This window comes from Streptococcus parasanguinis, from assembly GCF_031582885.1.
Classification (GTDB): Bacteria; Bacillota; Bacilli; order Lactobacillales; family Streptococcaceae; genus Streptococcus; species Streptococcus parasanguinis_M.
In genome coordinates this window covers 537,363-555,907 of record NZ_CP133988.1, presented here as the reverse complement: position 1 = coordinate 555,907, position 18,545 = coordinate 537,363, and the positions used below count along the sequence as shown (strand labels likewise).

At 43.1% G+C, this 18,545-nt stretch carries 15 protein-coding genes; 5 read left to right on the top strand and 10 right to left on the bottom strand.

Going from position 1 to position 18,545, the window contains the following annotated elements; translation table 11 throughout:
- Positions 1 to 24 precede the first annotated feature (24 nt).
- Both recA and RDV49_RS02805 read right to left on the bottom strand, forming a co-directional pair.
- Positions 25 to 1,170 carry a recombinase RecA gene (recA, locus tag RDV49_RS02810; protein WP_003002082.1) on the bottom strand — a complete coding sequence of 382 codons (1,146 nt, stop codon included), beginning with the start codon at positions 1,168 to 1,170 and terminating at the stop codon, positions 25 to 27.
- Positions 1,171 to 1,290: 120 nt separating this feature from the next.
- Positions 1,291 to 2,559, bottom strand: a complete 1,269-nt coding sequence (locus tag RDV49_RS02805) for a competence/damage-inducible protein A (RefSeq protein WP_003009109.1) — start codon at positions 2,557 to 2,559, stop codon at positions 1,291 to 1,293.
- A 330-nt stretch (positions 2,560 to 2,889) separates the two neighbouring features.
- Between RDV49_RS02805 and RDV49_RS02800 the strand changes: the two genes are divergently transcribed.
- A complete protein-coding gene (locus tag RDV49_RS02800) occupies positions 2,890 to 3,921 on the top strand; it encodes a S66 family peptidase (RefSeq protein WP_003009111.1) in 1,032 nt (343 codons plus the stop codon).
- Between the two features lie 61 nt (positions 3,922 to 3,982).
- Here RDV49_RS02800 and RDV49_RS02795 read toward each other — a convergent pair whose 3' ends face one another.
- Genes RDV49_RS02795 through mutL form a run of 3 tightly spaced genes read right to left on the bottom strand, consistent with a single transcriptional unit; the run spans position 3,983 to position 7,113 of the window.
- Positions 3,983 to 4,546 carry a DNA-3-methyladenine glycosylase I gene (locus RDV49_RS02795; protein ID WP_003009113.1) on the bottom strand — a complete coding sequence of 188 codons (564 nt, stop codon included), beginning with the start codon at positions 4,544 to 4,546 and terminating at the stop codon, positions 3,983 to 3,985.
- A 9-nt stretch (positions 4,547 to 4,555) separates the two neighbouring features.
- On the bottom strand, positions 4,556 to 5,149 hold the full coding sequence (gene ruvA, locus RDV49_RS02790; protein ID WP_003009115.1) for a Holliday junction branch migration protein RuvA: 594 nt from the start codon (positions 5,147 to 5,149) through the stop codon (positions 4,556 to 4,558).
- Between the two features lie 20 nt (positions 5,150 to 5,169).
- Complete coding sequence (gene mutL, locus RDV49_RS02785) at positions 5,170 to 7,113, bottom strand: DNA mismatch repair endonuclease MutL (protein WP_037608151.1); 1,944 nt, start codon at positions 7,111 to 7,113, stop codon at positions 5,170 to 5,172.
- A gap of 247 nt (positions 7,114 to 7,360) precedes the next feature.
- On the opposite strand from mutL, the gene RDV49_RS02780 reads away from it, so the two are divergent.
- Positions 7,361 to 7,801, top strand: coding sequence for a LytTR family DNA-binding domain-containing protein (locus RDV49_RS02780; protein WP_003009119.1), 441 nt, complete (start codon positions 7,361 to 7,363; stop codon positions 7,799 to 7,801).
- Positions 7,795 to 8,250 carry a DUF3021 domain-containing protein gene (locus RDV49_RS02775; protein WP_003009121.1) on the top strand — a complete coding sequence of 152 codons (456 nt, stop codon included), beginning with the start codon at positions 7,795 to 7,797 and terminating at the stop codon, positions 8,248 to 8,250. The genes RDV49_RS02780 and RDV49_RS02775 overlap by 7 nt, the downstream gene beginning before the upstream one ends.
- Before the next feature lie 35 nt (positions 8,251 to 8,285).
- Here the strand turns inward: RDV49_RS02775 and mutS are convergent, their stop codons facing one another.
- Complete coding sequence (gene mutS, locus RDV49_RS02770) at positions 8,286 to 10,835, bottom strand: DNA mismatch repair protein MutS (RefSeq protein ID WP_003009123.1); 2,550 nt, start codon at positions 10,833 to 10,835, stop codon at positions 8,286 to 8,288.
- A 130-nt stretch (positions 10,836 to 10,965) separates the two neighbouring features.
- Positions 10,966 to 11,406: an arginine repressor gene (argR, locus tag RDV49_RS02765; RefSeq protein WP_003009125.1), complete on the bottom strand. Its 441-nt coding sequence runs from the start codon at positions 11,404 to 11,406 to the stop codon at positions 10,966 to 10,968.
- A gap of 104 nt (positions 11,407 to 11,510) precedes the next feature.
- Between argR and argS the strand changes: the two genes are divergently transcribed.
- Complete coding sequence (argS, locus tag RDV49_RS02760) at positions 11,511 to 13,199, top strand: arginine--tRNA ligase (RefSeq protein WP_003009127.1); 1,689 nt, start codon at positions 11,511 to 11,513, stop codon at positions 13,197 to 13,199.
- Between the two features lie 153 nt (positions 13,200 to 13,352).
- The gene (locus RDV49_RS02755; RefSeq protein ID WP_037608154.1) at positions 13,353 to 13,598 is read left to right on the top strand and encodes a hypothetical protein; all 246 of its coding nucleotides are present in this window, start codon (positions 13,353 to 13,355) and stop codon (positions 13,596 to 13,598) included.
- Between the two features lie 240 nt (positions 13,599 to 13,838).
- Here RDV49_RS02755 and nrdI read toward each other — a convergent pair whose 3' ends face one another.
- The 3 genes from nrdI to RDV49_RS02740 all read right to left on the bottom strand — a co-directional run bounded on the left by nrdI (position 13,839) and on the right by RDV49_RS02740 (position 18,114).
- A complete protein-coding gene (gene nrdI / locus RDV49_RS02750) occupies positions 13,839 to 14,294 on the bottom strand; it encodes a class Ib ribonucleoside-diphosphate reductase assembly flavoprotein NrdI (protein WP_003009131.1) in 456 nt (151 codons plus the stop codon).
- A gap of 61 nt (positions 14,295 to 14,355) precedes the next feature.
- Positions 14,356 to 14,871, bottom strand: a complete 516-nt coding sequence (locus RDV49_RS02745; RefSeq protein ID WP_003009132.1) for an ABC transporter permease — start codon at positions 14,869 to 14,871, stop codon at positions 14,356 to 14,358.
- A 426-nt stretch (positions 14,872 to 15,297) separates the two neighbouring features.
- Positions 15,298 to 18,114: a GbpC/Spa domain-containing protein gene (locus tag RDV49_RS02740; protein ID WP_003009136.1), complete on the bottom strand. Its 2,817-nt coding sequence runs from the start codon at positions 18,112 to 18,114 to the stop codon at positions 15,298 to 15,300.
- Between the last annotated feature and the right edge of the window lie 431 nt (positions 18,115 to 18,545).

The following is an 18,545-nucleotide window of genomic DNA, read 5'->3' as shown; positions in this document are numbered from 1 at the left end:
TCTAGCGACCTATTTTGAAAAAAATTAATCTTCAATTTCAATCGCATCATCTAAATCTAGAGTTACTTCTTCTACGACAGGAGCTGCTTCTTCAGTTTTATCAAGGGTTTTCACTGCTTCGTCTTCTTCGATCAAACCAAAATGAACCCGAACCTTGTGGTCGATTTCGTCAAAAATTTCTGGGTGGTCAGCCAAGAATTTCTTAGCATTTTCAGATCCTTGACCAATTTTTTCGCCATTATAGGAGTACCACGCACCCGCTTTTTGGATGATATCCAAATCTGTTGCAATCTTCACCAATTCACCTGTACGTGAAATTCCTTCCCCGTACATGATTTCGACCATGGCTTCTTTGAACGGTGGAGCTACCTTGTTCTTCACAACCTTGATCTTGGTTTCCTTACCAACGTTGGTATCTTTTTGGTCCCCAGTCCCCTTGATTTGAGTGTTTCCACGGACATCTAAACGAACCGAAGCGTAGAATTTCAGGGCACGACCACCAGGTGTGGTTTCAGGGTTCCCAAACATGACCCCAACTTTTTCACGCAATTGGTTGATAAAGATAGCAATGGTCTTGGTCTTGTTAATAGAAGCTCCAAGCTTACGCATCGCTTGGCTCATCATCCGAGCTTGCAAACCAACGTGGCTATCTCCGATATCTCCATCGATTTCCGCACGTGGTACCAAGGCCGCAACAGAGTCAACAACCACCAAATCAACCGCACCAGAGTCGATCAATTTACCAGCAATTTCAAGCCCTTGTTCCCCTGAGTCTGGTTGAGACAAGAGAAGTTCGTCGATATTGACCCCAAGAGCTGCTGCATAAGATGGATCCAAGGCATGCTCGGCATCGATAAAGGCAGCAATGCCTCCTTCTTTCTGTGCTTGCGCTACTGCATGGAGGGCAACGGTTGTTTTACCAGATGATTCTGGACCATAGATTTCGATGATCCGACCCTTTGGATAACCACCAGCACCCAAGGCAATATCAAGCGCCAAGGAACCAGAGCTCATGACTTGTACTTTTTGCTCTGCACGTTCACCCAAACGCATGATCGATCCCTTACCAAAGTCTTTTTCGATCAATTTCAGGGCATCATTGAGCGCTTTTTCACGCTCATCTCCAAATTTCTTAGAGATATCATCTAATTTTTTCTGTTTTTTCGCCATTCTTTTCTCCTATGTTTTTGCTATACAGGAAATGCATGCAACTCACAAACGGTTTCCACCATTTGAAAGGCATATTTCCTATCCATTTTTAGAATTAATCTTCATTTGGCACAAATTTCATTATACCAAATTTTCACCATTTAATACAGCCAGGCGCACCAAATTAAAGGCATGAAGGACTGCAATTTCGCGGACATCCGCTCGGCTACGTCCGGCGATATTGACTTGGACACTATCCACTCCATTTGGAGTCGCAAGTCCTATAAAGACAGTCCCTGCTGGGTGCCCTTCTAGACTATCTGGCCCCGCAACTCCTGTTAGGCTAACACCATAATCGGATCCTGTTAACTTACGTGCCTGTGAAGCCATGGCTTGAGCTGTAAAATGAGACACCACTCCATGTTTCTCTAACTCTTGAGCTGGAATAGACAACATCTTGCTTTTTTCTTCCAGACTATAGGTGACAAAACCACCCGCGAAGATGCTGGACGCACCTGAAAAATCTGCCAAAGTCGCTTGGAAAAGGCCGGCCGTCAGGCTTTCTGCAGCTGTAATGGTCTTACCAGCCTGTTTCAAAAGATCAAAGGCAACCTTGGCCATCGAATTGTCATCCCCATAACCATAAAACAACTCTTGCAAGGGTTGATGATCCAGGGTGTGGCGTGATAAGATTTCCTTTTCTAAGACATCGAGCATCGCATCCGCTGAGGCTTGATCCTTCGCCTTTGTAGACAGACGCAAGGTTACTTCTCCCGTCTTGGCATAAGGAGCCACCGTCGGATCACTCTGCTCTTCAATGATATCTGCTAAAATCGTAACCAGCTGGCTTTCCCCAATCCCAAAGAAGCGCAAGACTCTTGAAAAGAGCTCTTCCCCTGTCGTCAAATGAGGCACCAATTGTTCATTGACCATGGGTTTTAACTCACTTGGTGGTCCAGGTAGCACGACATAGGTCACACCGTCGACTTCAATCAAACCTCCAACCGCGAGACCTGTACGGTTTTGAAGGGGGATTGAACCAGCGATCATTTGTGCTTGTCGCTCATTATTGGGCGTCCGGACATAATCAGGGCGACTGGCAAAGAAGGTGTCGAGTTTGGCAAGCGCTGTTGGATCAAAAACCAGTTCTTTCACTAAAAACTTAGCAAGGGTTTGCTTGGTCAAATCATCCTCTGTTGGCCCAAGTCCACCACATAAAATCACCAAATCACTGCGTTTTGAAGCTGTCTCAATGGTCGAGAAGAGACGACCTTCATTGTCTCCTACCGCCACATGATAATAGACATCAATTCCTAAACTAGCCAATTTTTCAGACAAGAATTGAGCATTGGTGTTCACAATTTGTCCTGTTAGAATTTCTGTTCCAACTGCAATAATTTCCGCCTTCATGGTGCCTCCCACTTATACTATTCGTAATTTTCATTTCATTTTAACACAATTTGCTAAATTATTTAAAAAACAGATTGAAGATAAAGTAAAAAACTCTTAGAAATACTATTACATCAGCATCCCTAAGAGTTTTAACTATGTGGTAATCAACTTCTAAAGGGCTATTTTCTATTGTTGATAGAGCTTATCTATATTCTGAAGCAACCATATCGAGCGGTTGCCTTTTTACTACTTTCTTGATCTAAAAGCCTTCTTCTGACTCTAATTTTTGTTGTTTCCCCTCATCTTTTGTGATACAATAGCATCAATTTATTTTTAGGAGGATGAGATATGACTTCTACTATTGGTATTATAAGTTTATCTAGTGGGACTATGGGTGAAGACTTTGTCAAGCACGAAGTGGACTTGGGTATTCAACGTCTCAAGGACCTCGGACTCAATCCTATCTTTCTACCTCATTCGCTAAAAGGCTTAGATTTTATCAAAGAACATCCTGAAGATCGTGCAGAGGATTTGATTCAGGCCTTTTCTGATGATAGCATCGACATGATCTTATGCGCCATCGGTGGAAACGATACCTATCGTTTATTGCCCCATCTTTTTGAAAATGACCAGCTACAAAAGGTTATCAAGCAAAAAATTTTTCTTGGCTTCTCGGATACGACCATGAACCATCTCATGTTGCATAAACTAGGAATCAAGACTTTTTATGGTCAATCCTTCTTAGCAGACATTTGTGAGTTAGACAAAGAAATGTTGCCATATAGCTGCCACTACTTTAAAGAATTGATTGAGACTGGAAAAATCTCAGAAATTCGCCCTAGTAACGTTTGGTACGAGGAACGGACTGATTTTAGTCCCAAAGCCTTGGGAACACCTCGTGTCAGCCATGCAAATACTGGTTTTGACTTGTTACAAGGCAATGCTCAGTTTGAGGGAGAAATCCTCGGTGGTTGTCTTGAGTCTCTCTATGATATTTTTGACAACTCTCTACACGCAGATAGCACGGACCTCTGCCAAAAATACAAACTTTTCCCTGACTTGTCAGATTGGGAAGGAAAAATCCTCTTGCTAGAAACCAGCCAAGAAAAGCCTGAACCTGACGACTTCAAAAAGATGTTGCGGACTTTAAAGGACACGGGCATATTCGCGGTCATCAGTGGGCTCTTGGTCGGAAAACCTATGGATGAAACTTTCTATGACGACTATAAAGAGGCACTATTGGATATCATTGATAGCAATATCCCGATTGTCTATAATCTGAATGTCGGACACGCAACTCCAAGAGCAATTGTCCCATTCGGAGTCCATGCACATGTAGATGTAACGGAGCAAGTCATTCGCTTTGACTATAACAAATAAAGCTGAGAAAAATTTCTCAGCTTTTTTCTATATTCTCAGATACTCTAGTTACCTATACTAACTAACCACCGTTTTTCCATTCACAATCATTCTCATGATCATTAACCAGGCCTGCAGCTTGTAGATAGGACAGGACCGCAACGGGACCTGTAAACTTAAAACCACGCTTTTTGAGGTCCTTGGCTAGCTTCTCAGAAAGAGCTGTCTTCGCTGGAGCCTGTCGGTAATCTGGAACATCATTGACGATGGTTTTCCCATCGACAAAAGACCAGAGATAGGCATCAAAAGAACCGAATGCTGCCTGGACTTGTAAAAAGGCCTGGGCGGTGGCCCGTGTCGCAAAGATCTTAGCACGATTTCGGATGATGGCTGGATTGTCTAACAAAGCTTCCAACTCCTCATCCGACATCTCTGCAACAGCTTGAAGGTGGTAACCATGAAAAGCCTCTCGGAAAGCCTGTCGTTTATTGAGCACCGTCTCCCAAGAAAGGCCCGCCTGATACGTCTCCATACAGAGTAACTCAAAAAGCGCCTGGTCATCATGGAGGGGACGCCCCCACTCCTCATCATGATAAGCAATGTACAGAGGATTAGTCATTTTAACCCATCCACAGCGTTTTGGCATAGACTTCTCCTATTTCACCAACATCTTAAGGGCAGACTTGATGTAGTTTTCTGCTGTATCCGTCGTTCCTTCAAAGAATTTCTTGATTTTCTTAAGTTCCGTTGCCTTGTAGCCCAATGCCAACATGGCTTCCATAGCTTCTTCAAGGGCTTGGTTTTCTTCTGCAACTTTGGCTTTGGACTGAGCCGGTGCATCTTCTAGATCAAGATTGATCTTACCTTCCAGATCCAAAACCATCTGTTGGGCTGTTTTCTTGCCGATCTTCGGAAACTTGGTCAAGTAAGTGATGTTCTTGCTTTCGATGGCTTGGACAAGGCCTGCATTGTCATCTGCAGCGATAATAGCCAGAGCTGAGACAGGTCCAATCCCAGAGACTGAGATCAAGTTTAAAAAGAGCTGTTTCTCTTCTTCGGTTGCAAAACCATAGAGAAGGTGGGCGTCTTCACGGACCACTTGGTGCAGGTAGACTTGCACCTCTTGATTCATTTTACCAGAGTAGGCATAGGGATTGGCCACATGCAAGAGATAGCCTATTCCAGCTGTTTCTACCACGATGTATTTGGCGGTGATTTTTGTTAAGATTCCTTTAATGTATTCGTACATAATCTTCCTTTATTGTTTGATTAATATTTGCCCAATTCCCGCAGACTGGTGTGATTTTCCTGAATGCGTCGGAACATCTTTTCCATATCCGACTTAGTGAAGTTAACCAAAACCGGACGGCCGTGAGGGCAGTTATAGGGGTTGTCACATTGGGACAGTTGGTAGATGAGATCACGTGCAGAGTAATCGTCCAGTGTGTGATTGGCCTTGATGGAGCGTTTGCAGGACATCATGATGGCCAACTCCGCCCGGTATTTCTTGATGGACACTTCCTTGGTCAAGAGGAGCATGTCACACATTTCGTAGATACCCGACTCGATCTCTTCTTCCTTCATCCAGATCGGATGCTCCCGCAAGATCAACTGGTTGGCTCCGTACTCTTCTAAGTAGACGCCCACTTCTTCTAGAAGGTGCTTGCGCTGTTGCAGGCGGATCAGATCGTCTGCAGGGAACTCAAAGATATAAGGCACCAGCAGTTGTTGCTGACTGCCGTCTACGTCCCCGATGCTCTCCCGGTATTCTTCGTATTTGACCCGCTCTTGAGCCGCGTGCTGGTCAATGATATAAAGGCCCCCATTGCCTTGGGCAAAGAGATAGGTTCCATGCATCTGACCAAAATATTCCAACTCTGGGAAGGTCGAATGTTCTTCCCCATCCAACTTATCATAGGCCTTGTCTAGACTAGCCAGATCCAACTCTGGGTGATCCAGTTCATCATAAACCACAGTCTTTCTTTCCGCAAACTTGATCGCGCTTGTCGGTTTTTCTACTGGGTTTTCTTGGCTTGTAGAATCAGCAGTTACCTCATCTGTCAGAGGCCGTTGAGGATCTGCCACTTCTGGTCGAAGCTTGAAATCTTGACTCTCTCGGTCATAATAGAGGCGGTTTTCTTTTAAAGGCAGGGTCGTCTGTACTGGCTTTTCTGTTCGACGAATGGTCGACTTGGCTAGATTTTCTAGAGCATCCGGAATTAGGTCCTGCTCTTTCAAAGCGTTCGCAATGGCTTGGGAAATCAAGGCCATTAGTTCTCGTTCTTTGGAGATGCGAACCTCTTGCTTAGTGGGGTGAACATTGACATCCGCTAAGTAAGGATCGATCTTGATATTAATGATCGCGAGTGGAAAGCGCCCCACCATGAGTTTACTGCCGTAGCCGTCTAAAATAGCTCGATTGAGCAAGAAATTCTTGATATAACGGCCGTTGATAAAGAGACTGATGTAATTACGATTGGCACGAGTCAATTCAGGCAAAGATACAAAGCCCGTCACTTCAAAATCCAGGTCGCGATTTTCAATGGCCACCATCTTCTTGGCAGACGCGAGGCCATAGACACCCGCAATCGCTTGCCGGAGATTACCAGTCCCCGCTGTTTTGGTCATTTCTTTTCCATCATTGATCAAGGTAAAGGCAATCTCAGGATGAGCCAAACTCAAGCGGTTGAGAATATCCACGATATGGGACAACTCTGCCTGCTGGCTCTTTAAATACTTGAGACGAGCAGGTGTATTAAAAAAGAGATCTTCCACTGTGATCTTGGTCCCGACAGGGCTTGTCGCTGGCTCCACTTCCTCAATTTCGCCACCCTTTGCGACCAATTTGGTCCCGTGGGCAGCTCCTTCTTGCGCCGTTAGAAGGGTTAGAATACTGACAGAAGCAATGGAAGGCATGGCCTCACCACGAAAACCAAGCGTTCGAATACGAAAAAGATCCGCTTGACTTTTGATCTTGCTGGTCGCATGTCGACGGAGGGCCAAAGCGACCTCATCGTGGGCAATTCCTTCCCCATTGTCTGTGATTCGAATCGACTTCAATCCTGCTTCTTCGATTTCGACAACAATCTGGCTAGCCCCAGCATCGATCGAGTTTTCAACCAATTCCTTGACCACGCTAGCAGGTCGTTCAATCACTTCACCTGCCGCAATCTGATTGGCGAGGACTTCTGGCAATTCAATAATCTGTGACATGTCTGCTCCTTTACCTATTTTTTCACCGATACTTGTAGCTCTATTATACCACAGATCCACAAGACTCCCTTTCTTAAAAAATAGAGGCTGGCCCATCTTCTTCCTTAAAAACCGCATAGGCAATGAAAATGACCACATAGACAAATCCCCTTGTCTTCCCTTTGGAAAAAGTGTTTAATAGTAGTGTAAAGAAGGAGCCGGGCTAGCAGGCCAACCGACTTTACCCAAAGGAGGGAGAAACGATCTTATGAAAGTTGAAGTACACATTGATTCCCACTTCCAAGAAGAAGCGGTGATGATCACAGCACCTGCACTGTCTGCGCGTGTAAAGAAAATCCGTGACTTTGTGGAAGAATTGGATCAAAAAGGGCGCTTACGTGCCAAAAAGGATGGGGAAGCTTACCTGATCGAAAGCCAACTATTCCAACGTTTTTACATTGAAAATCGGCAAGTAATTGGCGAGACTATGACAGATCAATTTATTCTGACTGGGCCACTCTATCAGTTATCTGAAGACTTGCCGACCTTCTTTCTTAAAATTTCCCAATCTGAAATTATCAACACAAAAGAAATCGATCACCTGCACTTTACCAGTGGAGGATCCGTTCAAATCTATCTTAAAAACGGGAGTCTGACCTACTCCTCCCGTCGTTATTTAAAAGCCATTAAGGAGAAATTATCATGCTAAAACAATCTTTTTCTGACGCCCTAAAAGGGATTTTCATCGGGCTCATCCTATCCATCTTCTTTTCCTATCTCTTCTCACCTGAGTTGTACCTTCCCTTAAGTCCCAACTCTACAGTCGGCCGCTGGATGTTCTTGCATCATGTTCACGGCTCACTGGTCATGCTCTATTGTGCTCTCGTTTGGGGTGCAATTGGGGTCCTCTTTAGCTTCGGAAGTCTCCTCTTTCAAAAAGACTGGAGCCTCTTACGGGCTACTCTGAGCCATTACTTGCTCATGTTGCTTGGCTTTATTCCCCTAGCTACGTTAGCCGGCTGGTTTCCAGCACGACTTGGCTTTTACCTCTCACTCGTTGTCGAATTCACCCTCGTTTACGTGATCATCTGGTTGGTCTCCCATCATTTTTATAAAAAACAAGTTAAGGAAATCAATCAAAGCATTGCTAACCACTAAGAGAAAAGATCCTCGCTATTACGAGGATCTTCTTTTTACAATTTCTTTTTCAATTCGGCGACTGCCATCATGACTTCCATCGGAGTCATATTGTAGAGATCCAGATTCTTCAATTCTGTGATCGCTGTATGTTCTGGCTCTTCCTCAAAGAGGGACATTTGTTCAACAACCTGTGAAGGTACTTCCTTTTTAGGGGTTGCATCCGCAAGCGGTACTTGCTGGGCTTGTCCTTCGAGCTTGGTCAAAATCGCATCCGCCCGCTTCAGCAATTCTTCTGGCAAACCAGCGATCTTGGCCACGTGAATCCCATAGGACTTATCTGCTGGGCCGGGTTCAATCTTGTGCAAGAAGGTAACCTGACCATCTCGCTCCAAGGTCGCAACATGGACATTTTCCAAGCGAGACAAGGTTTCTGAAAGAGCCGTCAATTCATGGTAATGGGTCGCAAACAAGGTTTTGGCACCAGTCCGATCATGGATATATTCGATGATGGATTGGGCGAGGGCCATCCCATCATAGGTCGCCGTTCCCCGTCCCAACTCATCAAACAAAATCAAGGACTGGGTCGTTGCCTTGCGAATGGCGTGATTGGCCTCCATCATTTCCACCATGAAGGTAGACTGACCCGATACCAGGTCATCAGCAGCTCCGATCCGAGTATAAATCGCATCAAAGATTGGCAACTCGGCCTTTTGCGCTGGAACATAGGAGCCAATCTGGGCAAGAATCACAATGATCGCCAATTGGCGCATATAGGTAGACTTCCCGCTCATATTTGGCCCCGTAATCAGCTGAATATCCCGTTCCTCATCCATAAAGATGCTATTAGGAATATAGGACTGGGCTCCCATCACTTTCTCAACAACCGGATGGCGGCCTTTGTCGATTGCGATTCGTCGTTCTTCATGAAAAAGGGGACGATTCAACCGTTGCGACTCAGCAACACTGGCTAAACTTTGTAAAACATCAACCGTTGCAATCGCCTGAGCTAATTGTTGCAGACGCTGGATATATTTGCCAACTTCTTCCCGAATCCGCATAAAAATCGTATATTCCAGATTAGCAGACTTCTCACGCGCCTCTAGCATATCTCCTTCGATGCGAGCCAATTCCTCCGTACCAAAGCGTTCTGAATTTTTCAAGGTCGCCTTGCGGAAAAAGTGAGCAGGAACGTGACTCAATTGAGAATTGGTGACATGGAAATAGTAGCCATCCTTCTTGTTGTAATCGATTTTTAGACCTGTAATGCCGCTGGCTTCGCGCTCCTTGGCCTCAATCTCAGCAATCCAACCAGTACCATCCCGAAGAACGACACGGTACTGGTCCAATTGCTCGTCAAACCCAGTTCGGATGATATTTCCCTCCGTAATAACAGCAGACGCTTCCGGAGCAATAGCTGAGGTAATCAAGCGGTGCAACTCAGGAAGTTCATCCAAGCGTGCAATTAAGACATCTAAGACTGGATCACCAATCCCCAGTAGAATCGACTTGATCGTCGGCACATGCCCCAGAGTATCTCCTAGCTGCAAGAGATCCTTAGGGTTGATCTTGCCAAAGGAAACCCGACTCGCTAAGCGTTCAATGTCATAGACCCCTTTGAGGCTGTCGGTCAAATCGCTCCGTTCAAAGAAATGATCCATAAAGACCTGAATGATGTCCTGGCGCTCTCGAATCCGTTTCAAATCGACTAAGGGTTTCTGAATCCAGGACCGCAACAAACGTCCTCCCATGGCCGTCTTGGTTTCATCCAAATACCAATACAAGCTACCATGTTTCTTCCCAGTCCGACCATTCTCTGTCAAATCAAGACTAGCCTTGGTCGCAAAGTCCATCTGCAAGAAATCGCAAATTTCATAATGATGGGCTTTTTTGAGGTGACTCAATTCCCGCATTTGTGTCTGATGGACATACTGGAGAAGTTTTCCAGCCGTTTTCTTTTCGAGTTCACTCAGATGATCCCCTAAAAGTTGGACATTGTCCAGCGCCGTCTCTACATGTGACAGCAAGAGATTCATCTGGCTCACAAAAACACGTTCTTCCTGTTCTGGCAAGGCATAACCCAGGACCACCTCACGCGCACGTAAATTGCGGATTTCTCCACAAACCATGCTGAAGTCATTGAGGGTCGTCACCTGAAATTCCCCTGTCACCAAATCCATATAGGCTAGCCCATAGTCATTCCCTGAACGGTCCAAAGCAACCAGAAAGTTATTCTCACTATCTGGCTTGGTCGAATCCACCACTGTACCCGGCGTGATCACCTGTACGACTTCACGCTTAACGACCCCCTTGGCTTCTTTGGGATCTTCCATTTGTTCCGCAATCGCTACCTTATACCCCTGTTCGATGAGAACATCAATATACTGCTGGGCCGAGTGGTAGGGAACACCCGCCATGGGAATCGGATTCTCTGCATTTTTATTCCGTGAGGTTAAGGAAATCTCTAAAATTTGAGCTGCATTCACTGCATCTTCATAAAATAATTCGTAAAAATCTCCCATTCGAAACAGCAAAAAGGCATCCGGATAGTCTTTTTTGATATCTAGATACTGCTGCATTCCAGGGGATATTTTTTCTACTGTCATACTTCTTTATTCCTTACTCTTGCATCATTTTCTGACACAAGCTCCATAGATGAAAACAGGAGTAGATAGTTGCCTATCTTCCTCCTTTTGACATCTTAATGGGGTATTCTCTTTTTCTTTAAGGGCTTGATTACTGCATCATCCCTAAAATTTCATTTTGAATTTCAATGGCTGCATCTTGGTCTCGACAGACAATCAAGAGGGTATTGGCTCCTGCTACTGTTCCCAAAATACGCTCATCTGACATCTCATCTACACCATTGGCCAAGAGAGCTGCTTCTCCTAGCTCTGTCCGCAAGACCAAGGTGAATTCTGCCCGTGAGACAGACTTGGCATGGCTGGACAGCATAATATAAATCTCTGCCACCTCAGGCTCATTTGGCAAAATATAATACAATTGATCTTTTCGCTTCACCTTGACCAGACCTAGATCCCGCAAATCACGTGAGAGGGTCGTTTGCGTTACTGCAATTCCTTTTGCTTCTAAACGATCCTGAATCTCTTTTTGCGTGGACAGTTTTTCATTTCGAATCATCTGTTGAATCAAAAGGTGTCGTTCTGTCTTTTTCATTGGACCTCCACTTTTGAATAAATATACTTTAAATTATACCAAAAAAATTGAAAATTCGCTCAGAATTGTGTTAAAATAATAGTTAAAAGGACTAAGGAGCTAATATGAACAATAAAGAACTCATTGCTAGTGAATTGGCCAAAGTGATTGACTCTCTTGACCAAGATGCTATTTTAAATTTGCTTGAACAACCAAAATCATCTGATCTTGGTGACATTGCTTTTCCAGCCTTCTCACTTGCAAAAGTGGAACGCAAGGCTCCTCAAGCAATCGCTGCAGATATTGCCGAAAAGATCGACCAAAGCGCCTTCGAAAAAGTCGTTGCAACTGGACCTTACGTGAACTTCTTCTTGGATAAATCTAAGATCTCTGATCAAGTGATCAAATCTGTTATCGAAGCAGGTGCAGACTACGGCCAACAAGACGAAGGAAATGGTCAAAATATTACCATCGACCTTTCCAGTCCAAATATCGCAAAACCATTCTCAGTTGGTCACTTGCGCTCAACCGTTATCGGGGATGCTCTTTCAAACATCTTCCGTAAAATGGGCTACAACACCATTAAAATCAACCACTTGGGTGACTGGGGTAAACAATTCGGCCTCTTGATGGTGGCCTACAAAAAATGGGGTAGCAAAGAAGCTGTCGAAGCCAACCCAATCGATGAATTGCTAAAACTTTACGTTCGTATCAATGCTGAAATTGAAAACGATCCTGAGCTTGATGAAGAAGGACGTAAATGGTTCAAAAAATTGGAAGATGGGGATCCAGAAGCAACAGAATTGTGGCAATGGTTCCGTGACGAGAGCTTGGTAGAATTCAACCGTATCTACAAACTCCTTGGTGTTGAGTTTGATAGCTTAAACGGGGAAGCTTTCTACAATGACAAGATGGATGAAGCTGTCCAAATTCTTGAAGACAAAGGCTTGTTGAAAGAGTCTAAGGGAGCTAGCATCGTTGAGCTCGATGATGTCAACCTTCCACCGGCTATGATTAAGAAATCAGACGGTGCCACTCTTTATATCACTCGTGATATCGCAACCGCTATCTACCGTGCACGGACTTACAACTTTGTGAAAAACATCTATGCTGTAGGTCAAGAACAATCTAACCACTTCCGTCAATTGAAAGCTGTTTTGAAGAAAATGGGATTTGACTGGAGCGATGATATGGTTCACGTTGACTTTGGTTTGGTGACAAAAAACCGCCAAAAATTGTCAACTCGTAAAGGAAATATCATCCTTCTCGAACCAACTCTTCAAGAAGCCATCTCTCGTGCCAAAGCTCAGATCGAAGAAAAGAATCCTGAACTTGAAAACAAGGAAGAAGTGGCACATGCAGTCGGTGTTGGTGCGGTTAAATTCTACGACTTGAAGACAGACCGCCGCAATGGGTATGACTTCGACCTCGAAGCCATGGTATCCTTCGAAGGAGAAACTGGACCTTACGTTCAATACGCTTACGCTCGTATCCAATCAATCCTTCGTAAAGCCAACTTCACACCATCTACAGATGCGACTTACAGCTTGAGCGACCCAGAAAGCTGGGAAATCATCAAGCTTCTCCAAGACTTCTCTCGTGTTGTCAAACGTGCCGCTGAAAACTATGATCCATCCTTGATCGCAAAATATGCTATCAACTTGGCTCAAGCCTTCAACAAATACTATGCACACACTCGTATCTTGGATGAAAGCCCAGAACGCGAAAGCCGTCTTGCTCTTAGCTACTCAACTGCAGTAGTCTTAAAAGAAGCCCTTCGCTTACTTGGTGTCGATGCCCCTGAGAAAATGTAATTTCTTATCTAATGATTGATAAGTAGAACATCTCATATGGGAGTGAGAGGAGAAACTAAATGCGATTCAATTTAGTTCTTTCTCACTCCTTTTCTCATGCCTAATGCCCTTCATTCTCTACATTTTCAAATCCTTTATATACAGGAGAAATCTATGAATCAAACCGTTTACATCTTAATCCTCATCAGTTTAGTGGTCCTCTTTTTATTCAACAAGTACGAAAGAGAAAAACTACAACGGCTCTTACAAGAACAACTCTTGAAAGATCAATTTTTCAAAGATAGCATCAAGAAAAAAATCCAAGAGACCGACAATATCAACGATGTCATCCATGCCATCAATAAAGACTATCGATTGGGACTCCTACTTGCTAAAGAAATCACAGAAAAATTAAAATAAGCCATAGAAGAGGAGTCATATAAAATGTGACTCCTCTTCTATTCAGTCGCAACAAATAAGAGGCTGGGACAAAAGTCCTAGCCTCTCAATTATTTTTGGATTGTCGAGCAAGACGCAGTGGTTGAGTGGGCTCTACTACGCTGATTTCATCAGCTTTTACAGCCCTACTCAACTGTGCGGAGGTGGGACGACGAAATCGAATTCTAACGAATTACCGATTTCTGTCCCACTCTCTTTATTTTAAAGATGATACAAATCTTCTACAATGGCCGCTACTTTTTTAATATCTCCCAACATCCCCCGCATTTCAAAATCGGCTAACATAGGGAAACCAAAGCGTTGGCTATATTGCTTAGCGGTTAAACAATATTGATTGTTAAAATTCCGATTGCCTGACCCAACCACTCCTAAACACTTGCTAGCGTTGGCTCCGTAAGCAATAAAATCCGCAACATCTGTCGTCAAAATTTCCACATCGCCATTGTCAACACCATTTCCACCCTCCAAATAGGTTGGCAAAAAAGTAATAAAAGGATTGGTCATTTCAAAGAAGGGCTGGCCCTCTTTGACCAGGTCTTTCACATGAACTTTCTCGATTTCAAGTCCGGGATGGACTTCCAGCAAATAGTCACTTAAGCGACTGACAAAACTCTCTGTATTTCCACTCAGACTAATATAAACAAAGGATACTTTCATCTTTTTTCTCCAATCAAGAAGCTCTCTTATCCTCTAAGAGAGCTCCATTCAAACTTATCTATTATGCCCTAGCTTGAGCTTTTCTCAAACGCAAGGTTTTATACAAAACAATTCCAAGGAAGAGAAGAGATAAAGCAGTCAAGAGTAACAAAGCAATGGACGAAGATGCCAGATATCGTTGGCGAAGGGACGGGGTTGAAAAACTAGCTAATAGTGGACGCCCTGCAAAATAATTATAGCAAGAGAAGGCTTGACTTAACAAAATCTGCCCCATATAAGTATAATGTGCTGTCAACAGATCCTGCTTCATAAAGAGGAAATAGAAAGTTGCCAGCAAAGCAATCAGAATCAGAGAAACAAATAAAAAGGTTAATGGAGACTGATTGAGTTGGGCTGATTTCTCATAATATGTCACATAGTCAGCCTTGTCTTGAGCCGTTGTTAAACCAAGTTGTTTCGCAAAATCATCTGTCAACTCAAAACTCTTTGAAGCTCCAAAGGTTGAGACAGCTGAAGTCAGGGTTCCAACCGTAGAGAAAAATAACAGGATGTAAAGATAGATAGGTTTCTTTTTCATACAAACTCCTTTTCAATTCTTACACACTATTATATCGCGATACAGATAGAAAGGCAAGCGCCTCAAAACCGTGGAAGCACTTGCCTGATCACTGACACGTTCAAATGAAATTCATTTGGAAAAGTAATGTGTACAAAAGATGAAAAGCCATCGCAATTGTATCATTGGAATGATTAGAGATATAACGGAGTCCTATAAACTTTCATTCGAACACCACCAGTATACCTCATTCTCTTCTTCTTGTGTCATCCATTTCTATTCTGCTTCATTTGGACACGATTTGGTCTATAAAAGCCATTTCCTCTCCTCATCCAAAAACTATTCTGTTCTATTTCTCAACTATTTGGTCATCACTCCATCAAAAAAGCCAGAAGGACTTGCCTTCTGACTTTCTTTATTTAGATGAATGAACGAAAGAAACAAGAATTAATCTTCTTTTTTCTTGCGTGCAAGACCCAATCCAAGCAATCCAGCCATCGCACCTGCAAGAACAGCTGCAGCTGAGCTTTCTGTACCTGTATTTGGAAGCGCGGGTGTTTGTGGTTGCGCAGGTTGTACAGGCTGTTCCGGAACTTCAGGAGTTGGTTCGGTTGGAACCTCTGGAGTTGGTGGAACGATTGGTGTAGGTGGAACAATTGGTGTTGGTGGGTTGTATGGAGTTGGAGGAACTGGTGTTGGTGGGGTTGGAATATCTGTTTCCGTTACCACTTTATTCTTATGCCATTTCACTTCAGATTCCGGTTTCACCGGATTCGTATTTGGAACGACTTCAGGAGTCGGTGGGGTTGGAGCTTTTGGTGGAGTTGGAGCTTTTGGTTCCTCCACATCGACCGTAATCACAGTGTAGTTAGGTGCTGTTGGCGGAGTTGGTGATTTAGGTTCTTCTGGTTTCGTTGGCTCTGCAGGTAGATTTTCCACTGTAATCGTTGGTGGAGTTGGCGCCTTTGGTTCTGTTGGTTTTGTTGGCTCTTTCGGTTCTTCTCCTGGCTCTTTAGGAAGACCTACATTTGAGTTGATGGCAAACCAGTAAACCGTTGGTTGACCAGCCGCATTGGCACCATTAGCCGTAAAGACTAAGTGTCCATCTGACATCTTCAAGCCTGCTCCACCATAATAGAGGTACGGAGAAGATGGATTATCCCAACCTTCAAGAGTTGCTGAAGATTCTCCATTAAAGACGGAACCATGCTCAATATATTGGTTATCTGTAGGGGAAGTTACTTCTTTAGTAGCCGCATCATAAGAAACACTTGAGTTTGGAATTTTAATAAATTTATTATCTCCAATATTTACAGACTCTTGGTGCTTCACGTTTTCAAATTTCTTCTTAGGAGTAAAGATGATATGTCCTGAAGTTGGATCAATCGTATAAGAACCGAGAACATCGTCTTTTTCCTTATCACCTTCTTTTTCTTTATATGTATATTCAACTGTACCGATAGAATGACCATTCCCTCCACCTGAAGCATTAACAGATGTTGCATCAATAACGGTTTCTTCACTAACTGTGAATTCGCTGCCATTCCATGTTGCTTTTTGAGCCACAATCTTAATTGGGTTTTCAGCAGAGATCGTCACATCAGCAGTACCAAAGTCAGCTGTTCCATTTTTAACAGCAACTGCATTATTTTCAATGCTCATAGATGAACCATCTGCATATGGATCCCAAGTTCCACGAACGGTGTTACCTTCTTTATCTTTGGCTTCTACTGTAAGGGCACGAGGTTTGTCTCCACTATCGACATAGGAAGCACCTGTCCAGTGGTTGAGCGAGTTCAAAGCGACAATGGCATTGCGTTGAGTCAAATCAAATTTATTGCCATCACCATCATAGAATTCAACATCGACAGCAACCTTAACAGGTTTGTCTTGGTCTGTTGAAGCACCCACTGTCATGGTTACCGTTGGATCTGCGTTGACTGCTGCAATCCCTTTGCCATCATTTGATGGAAGACTTAAAATCTCATAACGGTAAATCACACGTTTGATTGGATGCATATCCGTATTTTCACGCATGCTGGACTGATTCAAGTTATCATAAGTAACGACAAATTTATCGCCTTCCTTCACTTGAATGTACTCAGTTTCATTATTGGCCCAAGGACTAGTCGCTACAATATCTGAAGCTTCCAATTTATTGGAATCATATTGATGGACATTGCTTGTATTTAAACGAGCTTGAGCATCACGAGTAAGATAAGTGCTGATGCCGTCAATGGTGTGAGTTGCACCACCTTCACGTTGGAAGGTCAAATCTTGAACAGTTGAAACATTTTTAAGGTCAGCATACGCATTGTCTGTCATATATTTGTCGTATGCTTGTTTCGCGTCCGTATATTGTTTTTTGGCAATTTCGTATTCAGCTAATTTCTTTTGATAAGCAATATAATCATTTTCGTACTGTGCTTTTTCAACATTGTACTTTTTAAGATCAGCTTCGTATTGAGCCTTGGCAGCATCTTCTTCTGCCTTCTTCGCTACCAATTGATCATAAGCTTCTTTATCTTTATCGTACTGAGCTTTCTTAGCTTGGTACTCTTGTAAATCTTTATCGTATTGTGCTTTAGCTGCATTATAAACAGCCATTTCTGCATCATACTTAGCTTTTGCTTCTGCATTAGCCTTATCCGCTGCTGCTTTTTCTGCTACTTTGGCATCATAAGCTGCCTTTTTAGCATTGTACTCTTCTAAAGCTTTATCATAAGCTGCCTTTTGCTGATTGTACTCTGCTACTTTCTTTTGATAATCTGCTTCTGCTTCCGCATTTCTCTTTTCAATCAATGTGATTTCTTGAGATTTTGCTTCATAAGCTGCTTTTTCCTTCTTGTGGTTTTCAACTACTGTGTTGATTTCAGCTGTTTGAGCTTTATTATCTGCTTCTGCTGCTGCGATAGATGGTTGGACTTTTTCAGCTTCTTCTGTAACGGTCACACCTTCTGTAGCTGCATCAGCTTTGGCTTTTTCAAGCTCTGGTGATTCTACATAAGTAGTCGTAACTGTTTTATTTCCTTCTGTCACAGTTGTAGATGTCAACTTAGAACTTGTTGCAACAGCTGCATCGCTTGTTGCTGTATCCGTAGTAGTCGCTTCAGTTGCAGGCGCTGTTGCTTCATCTGCTTTCACTTCTGCTCCGTAGGTATTAACAGTAGCCAATCCAGCGATGGCCAATGAAACAACACCGACTGATAACTTACGAATTGAAAATTTTTCCTGCTTCGAAACATGTTCACGATAGCTTTTCATTTTCAAAACTCTCCTTTTTTGTTTAAAAAAATCTCACTGTAGAGGCAAAAATATGCTACTTCCAGTTAACTTCATTGTATCACAATCAACCATTTTTATATATTTGTCAATTTAATTTTTTATTTTACTTTAAATATATAACAACTTGAATCCCCAAACTTTCCTTGCCTTCCCCATCTTTAGTTGAAAATATATGCAAACGCCTGTGAAAAAATCCTTTATTTTCAAGGGTTTTTAAGACACTTTCTCTTTTTATAAATTTCACCGAAAGGCTTTTTAAAGGGAAGTATTTTTTTATACCAATAAATTAGATTTGAAGACTGAAATAAAAATTATGTAATTTTTTCCCTTTAGGGGTTGCAAAATTCAAAAAAACAACACTTTTTGCAGAGTGTCCATTCCCTAAACTAGCTCCATTTCTTCTCCCAAAT